We start from the raw sequence: 12,108 nt of genomic DNA on the forward strand, positions 1-12,108 counted from the left end.
CCGACAACAAGGGAAATTACTTGGTGACGTTATCGTACCAGACCATATCGGCATTGAGGCCCTGCTGATAGCCTTTGACGTTATCGCGGACCACGATCTGCGTTTTCCCCTGATCAACAAATACATATGGCGAACTGCGCTGCAGCTCTTCCTGCATTTTTTTGTACAGATCGAGGCGTTTTGCCGGATCCGCTTCGGCGACCGCCGCCTGGGTTTCTTTATTCAGCTGCGGGATCTGCCAGCCGTTGAGACCGGCGACGGTGCTGGATTTGCCATCATTCCACGCAAAGGCGCTGGCGTTGGAGTGGGCGTCAAAATAGTCCGGGATCCACAGGCGAATCGCTGCCTGGTGCTGCTTCGCGCGCACGCGGGCATACACCTGGCTGCCCGCGGCCGGCAGCAGGTCAATCTTCACGCCGCCCTGGGCAAAGCTGGCCTGCATCGACTGGGCGATAGTAATGAACGGCGGTTTGTTCTCGACATCAAGAGTGAAGTGCGCGTCCTTAATCCCCGCTTTGGCGAGAATCGCTTTGGCCTTCGCCGGGTCAAATTTGAACGGATTATTATCCAGCGCCCCCGGCAGACCAACCGGCAGGAAGCTCTGATGTACAAAATACTGGCCCTTAAGCAGATCTTTGGTGATGCCGTCATAATCCACCAGCCAGCGCGCGGCTTCCCACAGGGCCGGGTTTTTCAGCAGCGGGTTAGCGCTGTTGCCGGTGTTGAATGCCAGGTAGTTCTGCTCGGCGGAAGGAATGCTCAGCACCTTAACGCCGGGTTTTCCCTGCAGGGCGGCTATCTGATCGGCGCCGAGATCGCGGGCGATATCGGCATCACCCTGTTGAATCAGCAGGCGGCGAGAGGCCGGATCGGGGACGTTTTTAATAATGATACTTTTCAGCTTCGGTGCGCCGGTAGGCGAGCTGTCGTTGGCCTCCAGCACGATGGCCTGATGCGGCTGATAGACGCGCATTTTGAACGCGCCGCTGCCCGCCGAGTGCATTTTCAGCCAGCTGTTACCGAAATCGTTGTCTTTAACGTTCGGCGCCACCAGCTTCTCATCCACGATGGAGGCGATCGGCGTGGAGAGGATATTCAGCGCCACCGCCGGGCTGACGTCAGCGGTCCAGTGCAGTTGCAGCGTATGGTCATCGACCTTTTTCAGCTGGCTGGCGATGTTGTCCGGCTGCCAGCCGAGGACGTTGAGGATAAACGCGGGGGACTTATTCAGCGTCACCGCGCGGGTGTAGGAGAAAATAATATCTTCCGGGCGCAGCGGATTGCCCGAGGCGAATCTGGCATCGGGCTTCAGCTTGATGGTCAGCGTTTTCGCCGCCGGCTCAGCCTGCCAGCTTTCGGCCAGAATCGGGGTGATTTTTTCAGGGTTATCGCGATCGGGCTGAACCAGGCGCTGATAGAGGCTCGGTACCGTCTGAATGCTGGAAAGCTCATTGGCTTCTGCCGGGTCGAGGCTGACGATGTCGTCGAGACCTTGGGCAACGACCAGGGTGGAGGGCGGTGTCGCAGCATGGACGGCGGCGGAGAGTGCGCTCAGCACCAGTAAAGACAGCAGTTTTTTGGTCATGTGCAATCCCTGAAAAAATGTTGTTTTGATTATTTATGCCTCGCTACGTTAGGCCGCTTCACCGCAGTCGTAAAGTCAAAATGCGGATAAGCTTATGCATAAAAAGAATAATTCATGGCGCTGGGTTATTAATCAAAATAAGCGGCGGCGCGCTTTCTGTCCGTCGCGCTTCTTGATATAACAATTTCATTACAATTCAACGGGGTGCGGGCATGCCGGAAATCAATCAATTTGGTCAGGTGGTGAATGATGTTGTCGCAGACTGGCAGGGGGCCAGAGTCCTGAAACGCACGCCGTTAAACGGGCGCTTTTGTCGGCTTGAACCGCTGGACGTTCAGCGCCATACCGGCGATCTGTTTGCCGCCTACGCGTTGGGGGATGAGAGCGACTGGACATGGCTGGCCAGCTCCTGCCCGACGAGCGTCGAAGCCACGGCCCACTGGGTGGCAGGTAAAGTCAACGATGACGCGCTGGTGCCGTTTGCGGTTATCGATCTGCAGACCGAGCGGGCGGTCGGGCTGGTCAGCTATATGGCCATCGATCGGGCAATGGGGACCGTTGAAATCGGCCATGTGACCTGGTCGCGGCAGATGAAGAATACGCCGCTGGGCACGGAAGCGGTGTGGCTGTTGTTGAAAAATGCCTTCGGGCAGGGCTATCGCCGGCTGGAGTGGAAATGTGATTCGATGAATATCGCTTCACGACGAGCGGCGGAGCGCCTGGGCTTTACCTGGGAGGGCCGTCTGCGGCAAAAAATGGTGCGTAAAGGGCGCACTCGTGACAGCGATCAGCTGTCGATAATTGATAGCGAATGGGCGGCGCGGGATGCGGCGCTGCGCGCATGGCTGGCGGTGGAGAATTTTGATGGTGAAGGGAGACAGGTGAAGCGACTGGAGGATTTGCGCTCATAGCCGCTTACTGGCAACGGGCTTTGTCCGGAGTTGCTCTGAATTGCCAGAAATTGCCAGATATTGCCAGAAAGTGCCGCGGAATTGCCCGGCGGCGCTTCGCTTGCACGGGCCTACAGGCAGGCACAGGTCTGAAGGTCCGGTCACTGGCACAGACCAGGTTTTGTAGGCCGGGCAAGGCGCCAGCCGCCGCCCGGCAGAAGGGCAGGCGCAGGTCTGAAGGTCCGGTCACTGGCACAGACCAGGTTTGTAGGCCGGGCAAGGCGCCAGCCGCCGCCCGGCAGAAGGGCAGGCACAGATCTGAAGATCCGGTCGCCGGTTTAGCGCGGATGCGCCGATATGTTCTGCTTACCAGCAGATAAACCCGCCATCGACGACCAAATCAACGCCGGTACAAAACGAGGCCACCGGGCTGGCGCTGAGGGGAAAGTGGCGGTGACCTGCAATGCCGCGCCATTTTTGATTTCCCGCGCCAATGAACAGATCAAAGTCGATGTCTGTTACAACTACACCAACTACACCAACTACACCAACTACACCAACTACACCAACGTCAAATTATTTGGTCTGAACGCGGGAGCCAGCTATGGCAAGCTATTATCGCCCTCGCCAAAACAATCTGTTGAGCCCGGATGACGTTTCCCCCGTGCGGTCCTGACCGTGCGGGTTTCTTCCTTTATTACCGGTGTTGCGTCTGGCAAAGCGTGATGACGTAGGGCTCATCCAGCATCCAGTGTACCTGGAACACCTGCTGCGCAGTCCACAAAGTGGCGACCTCGCCCTGAATCCCGGTTATCCGAAAGTCCATAAACCCTGTTCCTGGCTGCTGTGCGAGAGGCAGGGCTTTAAATCCGCTCTCTTTCGCCGAAAAAGCCAGCGTCAGGGCCAGTGTAAAGGGCAGTCCGCTGGCCATCAGCACCGCGCGTTCCGGCGGACGAATAATACTGCTCTCCAGCTCCGCCGCCAGTGCGGGGGTAAAGACGTTTTCGATGTCGATCCCGACCGGTCGGTCGGCGACGACGGCCAGCGCGCGGGTGCCGCAGTGGCTGATGCTGCCAGACCACGGGGCAGGCCACAGTGGCTGCCGCTGGTCGCCGGTTCCGGGAACGCCTTTCACGCCCGCCGCTTTCAGGGCGCAGGCCGCCGCGATACGTCCGGCAAGGTGTTCCATCTGTCGTTTTCTCGCGCAATTTGCCAGCTGCTGATGGTGGGGAAGCCACAGGATATCGTGAGGCGCAAAGGTGCCGGGGTCGAAATCAATCTGATGCAGCCGATGGCCGGCAAAAAGAAACGTGGAGTGTGTCGTTTGCATAGTGTCATCCTACGTCAGGATGCAGGTGAGGGGATAGCTTTGCGGTTGCCCCGTCAGGAGGCCAAATAGCCAGGCCGTCCTCCGGGGGAGAGCGGCCTGGGCTTCAGGCGTGTAATCAGAACTGCGTGTTTACGCTCATATACCAGGTCCGGCCCGATTCGTTATAGGTTTCGGCGCCCGCGCCGTACATATAAGCACCGGTCGTTGCGTTACCCGTTGTCTGCGCGTTACCCGCACGCCAGTGGCGCTTATCGAAGACGTTATCCACGCCGCCCGTCAGGCTGACATATTTGGTGACGTCCCAGGTCGCGCTCAGGCCGAGGATGCTGTACGGGCTTACCTCGTTCTTCTCGCTACCAGTGACCGGCTGACCCTTGTAGTTATACTTCTTCGGTTCCTGCTTGCCGTACCAGGTGAAGGTCGACTGCACGGAAACATCCTGGTATATCTGCCAGCTCAGCGTTGAGTTCAGCGTATACTCCGGAATAATCGACAGACGGTCGCCGGTCTCTTTGTTCTTGCTCTGCAGCATATAGGTAATGTTGTTGGTCCAGTTAACGGTGTCGCTAACCGGGACGTTTAATGTCCCTTCCAGACCTTCTACCACCGCTTTCGGTACGTTTTCCCACTGGTAAATATCGGTTTTCACTTTACCCGTACCGGTCTGGGCGATCGGCGCATAGCCGGCTTCAATCTTGTTGCGATAGTCGTTACGGAACCAGGTTACTCCCGCCAGCCAGCCGTCGCGTTTAAACTCAAGGCCAATCTCCTTATTAATGCTGGTTTCTGCCTTCAGGTCATCGTTACCTAGCATATAGCAACCGACATTATCTGCGCTGGCGTAGCAGCCCTGGCCTTTACTGTACAGGAGATAGTTCGGGTTGGTCTGGTACAGGCTCGGCGCTTTATAGGCACGGCCGATGCCCATCTTCAGGGTAAAGTCGTCGCCCAGCCCTTGCGACAGATTCAGCGACGGGCTCCAGTTATTGCCGACGATGCTGTGGTGATCGAAACGCAGCGCCGGGGTCAACATAGTGGAGTCGGTTAGCTCAATGTTATCTTCGGCAAATAGTGAGAAGATCTCCGCCTGCGAATACGGGCTACGGTCATCACCCATGCCTGCAATCGGACCGCCCTGTAACGCCTGACCGTTAGAAGACATGTCCTTCATCCGCTGCTGGTTCCACTCGGTACCCAGCGTCAGGTTCTGATTGACCCACAGGTCAAACGGAACGCTGATTTCACTGTGCAACATCACGTCGGACAGGTCGATATCGCTAAACTTATCGCTGTTAAACAGGCCTTCCAGACCGCCAGCCAGCCCCTCGCCGAGACGTGAGTTACGGGTATGTTCGTACTGCGCCCAGTTGCTGGTGGTGATGCCGTTATCCCAGCCGCCGTTCCAGGTCATCGAGTAAGTCTGACGGTAGAGACGGTTGGTCTCTTTGCCGTAGTTTTTCTTCACCAGGCCGTTGCTGCTGTTATCGTTGTTGGTGTTCTGCGTATCCCCGGCATACAGGTTGCCCTGGCGGCTGTAGCCCGTTTCAAACTCCAGCGAGTTCATCGGTGCAAAGTCCCAGCGCACGACGCCGTTGATATTCTTATTCTCCACCCCTTCGCGGCCGGCAGGCAGGGTATCGGTGTAAATCCCGGTTCGTTCTGACTGGTGGCCCTGGTTGATATCCCAGGCATCGGCCTGAGTTTTATCGAGATTACCTGACAGACGGAAGCTGAAGTCGCCGCCCAGCGGGCCGTTCAGGCTGAAGTTGGTGCGTTTGGTGGCACCTTCATCTTTGTGCTCCGGGGCGTTCATGTAGGTGTTCCATGAACCGTGCCATTGGTTATCACCTTTTTTGGTGATGATATTGACCACGCCGCCCGCGGCGCCATTGCCGTAACGTACCGCCGCCGGTCCGCGAATGACTTCAATGCGCTCAATCAGCTCCGGTGGAACCCAGTTGCTATCGCCGCGAGTATCGCGCTCGCCGCGCCAGCCGAGGCGGATGGAGTTACGGCTGGTGACCGGCTTGCCATCAATCAGGATCAGGGTATTTTCCGGGCCCATGCCGCGGATATCAATCTGACGGTTGTTGCCGCGCTGGCCGCTGGTGGAGTTGCCGGTCAGGTTAACGCCCGGCATGGTGCGGATAATTTCGGAGACATCGCGAGCGGGGGGACGTTTACGAATTTCCTCGGCGGTGATCGTCGATACGCCCGGCGCCTGCAGGTTTTGTTCGGCGGCGGTGACCACCATCGTCTCTTCAGCGGCCGTTTTTTTACTCTCGGGGGTCTCTTCCGCGCACAGCGGGAAGGCAACCCCATAAATTCCCAGATTGACCAGCAAGGCCAGGGATTTGATCTTGTTATGCATTTTACGTCCTGCTTTCCGTTGCCGCATGCCCCTGAAACCCCTTCCCACCGGGAGGGGAGGCGGCAGAAATGTTGCCAGTAGAGAGCGAGGGCATTCCGTCGCCGACCAATTGGCCCTCTCTGACATGTGTAATCAGAAGTGGCTCTTTCCAAAGTGCGGTAATACGCTATTGCAAATGCAAATAGTTATCAATAATATTATCAATAAAAAATTACATTTATTGAGAAAAGTCACGGTAAACATAGGGTTAATGACGGAATGCTAATAACAGGAAGTGATGGCTGGTGGCAGGGGATCTCCGGTCCGCAGGCTGAGCCCGTTGGCGATGGCTGCCAGGTGACCTTCTGGTGGCGGGATCCGGCGGGCAGCGAAGAGACCTCGCTGACGAAGCGAGTGTGGATTTACATCACCGGCGTCACCGACCATCATCAAAATGCCGTACCGCAAACCCTGACGCGCGTACCCGGCACCGATGCCTGGCAATGGCAAACCACGCTGTCGCCCGCCTGGCGCGGCAGCTACTGTTTTATTCCCTCCGAACGCGATGACGATTTTGCCCCTGAGATTTTTACCAGCGACAGTCCGGACCGGATGCTGCTGCGTGAAGGCTGGCGCAGGCTGCTGCCGCAGGCGATAGCCGATCCGCTAAACCCGCAAAGCTGGAAAGGCGGGCGCGGCCACGCGGTTTCGGCGCTGGAACTGCCGCTGGCGCCGGAACAACCCGGCTGGTCGCTGCGCGATGAGCCTTATCAACCACCAGTGTGTATTGAATGGCACAGCGCCCGGCTGGGCAACTCGCGGCGGATATGGGTTTACACCACCGGTGAGGCCGCTGCCGCAGAGCGTCCGCTGGCGCTGCTGCTTGATGGCCAGTTCTGGGCCGAAAGCATGCCGGTGTGGTCCGCGCTGGCCGGGCTGACGCGCGAGGCAAAACTACCGCCTGCGGTGTATCTGCTGATTGATGTTATCGACAACGAACACCGGAGCCGGGAGCTGCCCTGCCACGCTGATTTCTGGCTGGCGGTGCAGGAAGAGCTTTTGCCTAGGGTGCAGCAAATCGCGCCTTTTAGCGATCGCGCCGATCGCACCGTGGTCGCCGGGCAGAGCTTTGGCGGCCTGGCGGCGATGTTTGCCGCGCTGTACTGGCCGCAGCGCTTCGGCTGCGTGTTGAGTCAGTCTGGCTCCTACTGGTGGCCGCATCGCGGCGGCGCGCAAAGCGGCCTGCTGATCGAACGCCTGAGCCAGGGCGTGCTCCGCCCCCACGGCCTGCGAATCTGGCTGGAAGCCGGAGAGCGTGAGCCGCTTATTTTTCGTGCCAATCAGGCACTTTTATCGCGACTACAGCAGACACCGCAGACGATTTTCTGGCGTCAGGTTGACGGTGGACACGATGCGCTTTGCTGGCGCGGCGGGCTGACGGCTGGACTCATCCAGCTCTGGCAGCCGCTGAGCCGCGGGCAATAACAAAGTGCGCTTCAGATTCAACATCCTTCCGCTTACCCCGAGGCTGTGGCCTGGGCGAAAACCGCCGGTAGGGTGGCGAGTAAAGACAGGAGTTTGGTATGCAATTCAGCAACCCCTTCGATAATCCGCAAGGGCAGTTTTACATTTTGCGCAATGAACAGCAGCAGTACAGCCTGTGGCCGCACCACTGCGCGCTGCCGCAAGGCTGGGTGGTGGAATGCCCGCCGCAGTCCTTAGCGGCGTGCAACGACTGGCTGGCGGCGAACTGGTCAACCCTTACCCCTGCGCATCATGCTGCCGCAAGGAGCCGGACATGAGCCCTCGTTTACCGCTGGTCGCGGCGCAGCCTGGGATCTGGATGGCGGAACGGCTCTCTACGCTGCCCGGCGCATGGAGTGTCGCTCATTATGTCGAGCTGCGCGGCCATCTTGATCCGGCGCTGCTGGGGCGGGCAATCGTCACCGGTCTGGCGCAGGCCGACACCCTCAGCCTGCGTTTTTGTGAAGAGAATGGCGAAGCCTGGCAATGGGTCGATGAGCATCCTGTCTTCGCTGAACCTGACTATTACGACCTGCGCGAGGCGCGCGATCCGCACGACGCTGCGCTGGCGTTAATGCAGGTCGACCTCGGACAGAATTTACGCGTGGACGGCGGCAACCCGCTGGTGTGTCACCAGCTGCTGCGGGTGGCGGATGACTGCTGGTACTGGTATCAGCGTTATCATCATTTACTGGTCGATGGCTTCAGTTTCCCCGCTATTACCCGCCAGATAGCGGCGATTTATCGCGCCTGGCAACGTGGGGAGGCGACGCCGGCGTCACCGTTTACCCCTTTCGCTGAGGTTGTTGACGAGTATCAGCGCTACTACGGCAGCGAGGCCTGGCAGCGTGATAAAGCGTTCTGGAGCGAACAGCGCAAAGCCCTGCCGTCACCGGCGTCGCTCTCTGCCGCGCCGCTGGCGGGACGAGCGACCAGTACCGATATCTGGCGCCTGAAGCTGGATCTGGATGCCGGCCTGTTCAGCCGCCTGGCCGCTGGCGCGCCGCAGTGTCAGCGCGCCGATCTGGCGCTGGCGCTGACCACCCTGTGGCTTGGCCGCTTATGCAACCGCATGGACTATGCCGCAGGCTTTATCTTTATGCGCCGGATGGGCTCGGCGGCATTGACTGCAACCGGCCCGGTACTGAACGTTCTGCCGCTGGCGGTACATATCGATGCGCAAGAGACGCTGGCGGAGCTGGCGCTGCGTCTCAGCGCCCGGCTGAAAAAAATGCGCCGCCACCAGCGCTACGACGCCGAACAAATTGTGCGCGATAGCGGCAAAGCGGCGGGCGATGAGCCGCTGTTTGGCCCGGTGCTCAATATTAAAGTCTTTGATTATGTTCTGGATATTGACGGTATCGAGGCGGTGACCCACACCCTGGCGACCGGCCCGGTAAACGATCTTGAACTGGCGCTGTTTCCGGATGAGTCCGGCGGACTGTCGCTGGAGGTGCTGGCGAACAAAACGCGCTATGACCAGGCCACGCTGCGCGCGCACGTGGCGCGTTTATCCGCGCTGCTGACCCAGTTTGCCGCCGATCCGGCGCTACGCTGCGGTGAGGCCAATCTGCTGTCGACCGCCGAGACGGCGCAACTGGCGCAGGTCAATGATACCAGCGTGGCGCTGCTGCCGACGACGCTCAGCGCCCTGGTGGCGGAGCAGGCGGCGAAAACGCCGGATGCCCCGGCGCTGGCGGACGCGACCCGACAGTTTAGCTACCGGGAGATGCGCCAGCAGGTGGTGGCGCTGGCCCGACTGCTGGGTGAACGCGGCGTCAAGCCGGGCGATAGTGTCGCGGTGGCGCTTCCGCGCTCAGTGTTCCTCACCCTGGCACTGCACGGTATCGTCGAGGCCGGTGCGGCCTGGCTGCCGCTGGATACCGGGTATCCTGACGATCGCCTGCGCATGATGCTGGAGGACGCCCGTCCGTCGCTGCTGATTACCGCAGACGATCAGCTGGCCCGTTTTAGCGCTATTCCGGGTCTGGAAACCCTGTGTTATCAGCAGCCGCTGGCGGCAGGCGATGACACTCCGCTGGCGCTCTCGCAGCCGGAGTATACGGCGTACATCATCTTTACCTCCGGCTCCACCGGGCGCCCGAAAGGGGTGATGGTCGGGCAAACTGCGATCGTGAACCGTCTGCTGTGGATGCAAAATCACTATCCGCTGACCGCCGAAGATGTGGTGGCGCAGAAAACGCCGTGCAGCTTTGATGTGTCGGTGTGGGAATTCTGGTGGCCGTTTATTACCGGCGCGCAGCTGGTGATGGCCGAGCCGGAAGCCCATCGCGATCCGCAGGCGATGCAGCAGTTCTTTACCCGCTACGGGGTCACCACCACCCACTTTGTGCCGTCAATGCTGGCAGCGTTCGTGGCTTCGCTGGATGCTGAAAACGTGGTGACCTGCCGAACGCTGAAGCGCGTCTTCTGTAGCGGGGAAGCGTTACCAACCGACCTGTGCCGTGAGTGGGAAGCGTTGACCGGTGCGCCGCTGCATAACCTCTATGGTCCGACCGAAGCCGCGGTGGACGTGAGCTGGTATCCGGCCTGCGGGGCGGAGCTGGCGGCGGTCACCGGCAACAGCGTGCCGATTGGCTGGCCGGTATGGAATACCGGACTGCGTATTCTCGATGCTACTCTGCGGCCGGTTCCGCCGGGCGTCGCCGGAGATTTGTATTTGACCGGTATTCAGCTGGCGCAGGGGTATCTGGGCCGCCCGGATCTGACCGCTTCGCGCTTTATCGCCGACCCGTTTGCCGCCGGTGAACGGATGTACCGCACCGGCGACGTGGCGCGCTGGCTGGATAACGGCGCGGTGGAATACCTCGGGCGCAGCGACGATCAGCTGAAAATTCGCGGGCAGCGTATTGAGCTGGGCGAAATCGACCGCGTCATGTCTGCGCTGCCGGACGTTGCTCTGGCAGTGACCCACGCCTGCGTTTTCAATCAGGCGGCGGCGACCGGTGGCGATGCCCGCCAGCTGGTCGGTTACCTGGTGTCAGAGTCCGGGTTGCCGCTGGATACGACAGCGCTGAAAACGCGTCTCGCCGAACAGCTGCCGCCGCATATGCTGCCGGTGGTGCTGATTCAGCTGGCGGAACTGCCGCTGAGCGCCAACGGCAAGCTGGATCGCAAAGCGCTGCCGCTGCCGACTTTAGGTAGTGAACGCGGCGGTCGAGCGCCGGAGCCGGGGATCGAAACCACGGTGGCTGAGGCATTCAGCCAGCTACTGGGTTGTGAAGTGAACGACATTGAAGCCGATTTCTTCGCCCTCGGCGGCCATTCGCTGCTGGCGATGCGCCTGGCGGCGCAGCTCAGCCGCGAGCTGGGACGTCAGGTGACGCCGGGGCAGGTGATGGTGGCCTCGACGGTGGGGAAACTGAGCGCGCAGCTGGGATCCGATCTTAGCGATGAGCAGATGCAGCGCCTGGGTTTTGATGCGATTCTGCCGCTGCGCGTCAGCGACGGGCCGACGCTGTTTTGCTTCCATCCGGCGTCGGGTTTTGCCTGGCAGTTCAGCGTGCTGGCCCGCTATCTTCATCCGCGCTGGTCGATTACCGGCATTCAGTCGCCGCGTCCGGAAGGGCCGATGATGAGCGCGGCAAATCTCGATGAAGTGTGCGAACAACATCTGCAGACCTTGCTGGCACAGCAGCCGCACGGGCCGTATTACCTGTTTGGTTATTCCCTCGGTGGGACGCTGGCGCAGGGGATTGCCGCCCGCTTACGCCAGCGCGGCGAAGCGGTGGCGTTCCTGGGCTTGCTGGATACCTGGCCGCCGGAGACGCAGAACTGGGCGGAGAAAGAGGCTAACGGTCTGGACCCTGAGGTGCTGGCTGAGATTGAACGCGAGCGCGAGGCTTTCCTTGCCGCTCAGCAGGGGCAGACTTCCGGCGAGTTGTTCCGCGTTATCGAGGGCAACTATGCCGATGCGGTTCGCCTGCTGACCACCGCGCATAGCGCGAAATTTGATGGCAAGGCGACGCTGTTTGTGGCGGAGAAAACGCGCCAGGCGGGAATGGATCCGCAGGCGGTATGGGGCCCCTGGGTGGGCGAACTGGAGGTCTTTAGCCAGAACTGCGCCCACGTGGATATTATCTCCCCGCAGGCCTTCGCATCGATTGGTCCGGTCGTGCGGGAGATATTGGGGTAAGGAGAGATCCCCCCTCCCGGGGTCGCGGCGCAAGCGCCTTATCCGGGCGGGCATTATTCCCGGGTGGCGGCGTAAACGCCTTACCCGGGCTACGCCTCTGTGCCGGTATTTTGCCGGGGAGCGCGAACTGACCCGGCCTGGCGCTCGGTATTCGTCTCGTATTAACCTGCCCGGACGGGCGTTATTCCCGGGTCGCGGCGCAAGCGCCTTATCCGGGGGGGCATTATACCCGGGTCGCGGCGTAAACGCCTTACCCGGGCTACGCCTCTGTGC

The 12,108-nt window shown here is 60.2% G+C and carries 7 protein-coding genes and 1 pseudogene; 5 read left to right on the forward strand and 3 right to left on the reverse strand.

Annotation, left to right across the window (positions count from 1 at the left end; translation table 11 throughout):
- Positions 1 to 16: 16 nt before the first annotated feature.
- Complete coding sequence (locus tag CWM52_RS23035; RefSeq protein WP_100686213.1) at positions 17 to 1,585, reverse strand: ABC transporter substrate-binding protein; 1,569 nt, start codon at positions 1,583 to 1,585, stop codon at positions 17 to 19.
- 212 nt (positions 1,586 to 1,797) lie between these two features.
- Here CWM52_RS23035 and CWM52_RS23040 point away from each other — a divergent pair, with 212 nt between their 5' ends.
- Together CWM52_RS23040 and CWM52_RS23045 are read left to right on the forward strand one after the other, a co-directional pair.
- Positions 1,798 to 2,496 (forward strand): GNAT family N-acetyltransferase, encoded by a 699-nt coding sequence (locus tag CWM52_RS23040; RefSeq protein WP_100686214.1) that lies wholly within the window; start codon positions 1,798 to 1,800, stop codon positions 2,494 to 2,496.
- A gap of 366 nt (positions 2,497 to 2,862) precedes the next feature.
- Positions 2,863 to 3,096: pseudogene (locus CWM52_RS23045) on the forward strand (hypothetical protein); the annotation flags it as partial.
- A 76-nt stretch (positions 3,097 to 3,172) separates the two neighbouring features.
- Here CWM52_RS23045 and entD read toward each other — a convergent pair.
- Positions 3,173 to 3,805, reverse strand: a complete 633-nt coding sequence (entD, locus tag CWM52_RS23050) for an enterobactin synthase subunit EntD (RefSeq protein WP_100686215.1) — start codon at positions 3,803 to 3,805, stop codon at positions 3,173 to 3,175.
- 115 nt (positions 3,806 to 3,920) lie between these two features.
- A complete protein-coding gene (locus CWM52_RS23055; RefSeq protein WP_100686216.1) occupies positions 3,921 to 6,176 on the reverse strand; it encodes a TonB-dependent siderophore receptor in 2,256 nt (751 codons plus the stop codon).
- A 219-nt stretch (positions 6,177 to 6,395) separates the two neighbouring features.
- Here CWM52_RS23055 and fes point away from each other — a divergent pair, with 219 nt between their 5' ends.
- The 3 genes from fes to entF all read left to right on the forward strand — a co-directional run bounded on the left by fes (position 6,396) and on the right by entF (position 11,835).
- A complete protein-coding gene (fes, locus tag CWM52_RS23065; protein WP_227521332.1) occupies positions 6,396 to 7,640 on the forward strand; it encodes an enterochelin esterase in 1,245 nt (414 codons plus the stop codon).
- A gap of 98 nt (positions 7,641 to 7,738) precedes the next feature.
- Positions 7,739 to 7,957, forward strand: coding sequence for an MbtH family protein (locus CWM52_RS23070; protein WP_100686220.1), 219 nt, complete (start codon positions 7,739 to 7,741; stop codon positions 7,955 to 7,957).
- A complete protein-coding gene (entF, locus tag CWM52_RS23075) occupies positions 7,954 to 11,835 on the forward strand; it encodes an enterobactin non-ribosomal peptide synthetase EntF (protein ID WP_100686221.1) in 3,882 nt (1,293 codons plus the stop codon). Before CWM52_RS23070 ends, entF begins: the two co-directional genes overlap by 4 nt.
- The last annotated feature ends 273 nt before the right edge of the window (positions 11,836 to 12,108 follow it).

It is taken from the genome of Raoultella sp. T31 (assembly GCF_002806725.1).
Classification (GTDB): domain Bacteria; phylum Pseudomonadota; class Gammaproteobacteria; order Enterobacterales; family Enterobacteriaceae; genus Klebsiella; species Klebsiella electrica.

What these genes read in the sequence shown, in the direction of transcription:
- CWM52_RS23035 (WP_100686213.1), bottom strand. Translation starts at nt 1,585, where the DNA reads ATGACCAAAAAACTGCTGTCTTTACTGGTGCTGAGCGCACTCTCCGCC.
- CWM52_RS23055 (WP_100686216.1), bottom strand. Translation starts at nt 6,176, where the DNA reads ATGCATAACAAGATCAAATCCCTGGCCTTGCTGGTCAATCTGGGAATT.
- CWM52_RS23070 (WP_100686220.1), top strand. Translation starts at nt 7,739, where the DNA reads ATGCAATTCAGCAACCCCTTCGATAATCCGCAAGGGCAGTTTTACATT.
- entD (WP_100686215.1), bottom strand. Translation starts at nt 3,805, where the DNA reads ATGCAAACGACACACTCCACGTTTCTTTTTGCCGGCCATCGGCTGCAT.
- entF (WP_100686221.1), top strand. Translation starts at nt 7,954, where the DNA reads ATGAGCCCTCGTTTACCGCTGGTCGCGGCGCAGCCTGGGATCTGGATG.
- CWM52_RS23040 (WP_100686214.1), top strand. Translation starts at nt 1,798, where the DNA reads ATGCCGGAAATCAATCAATTTGGTCAGGTGGTGAATGATGTTGTCGCA.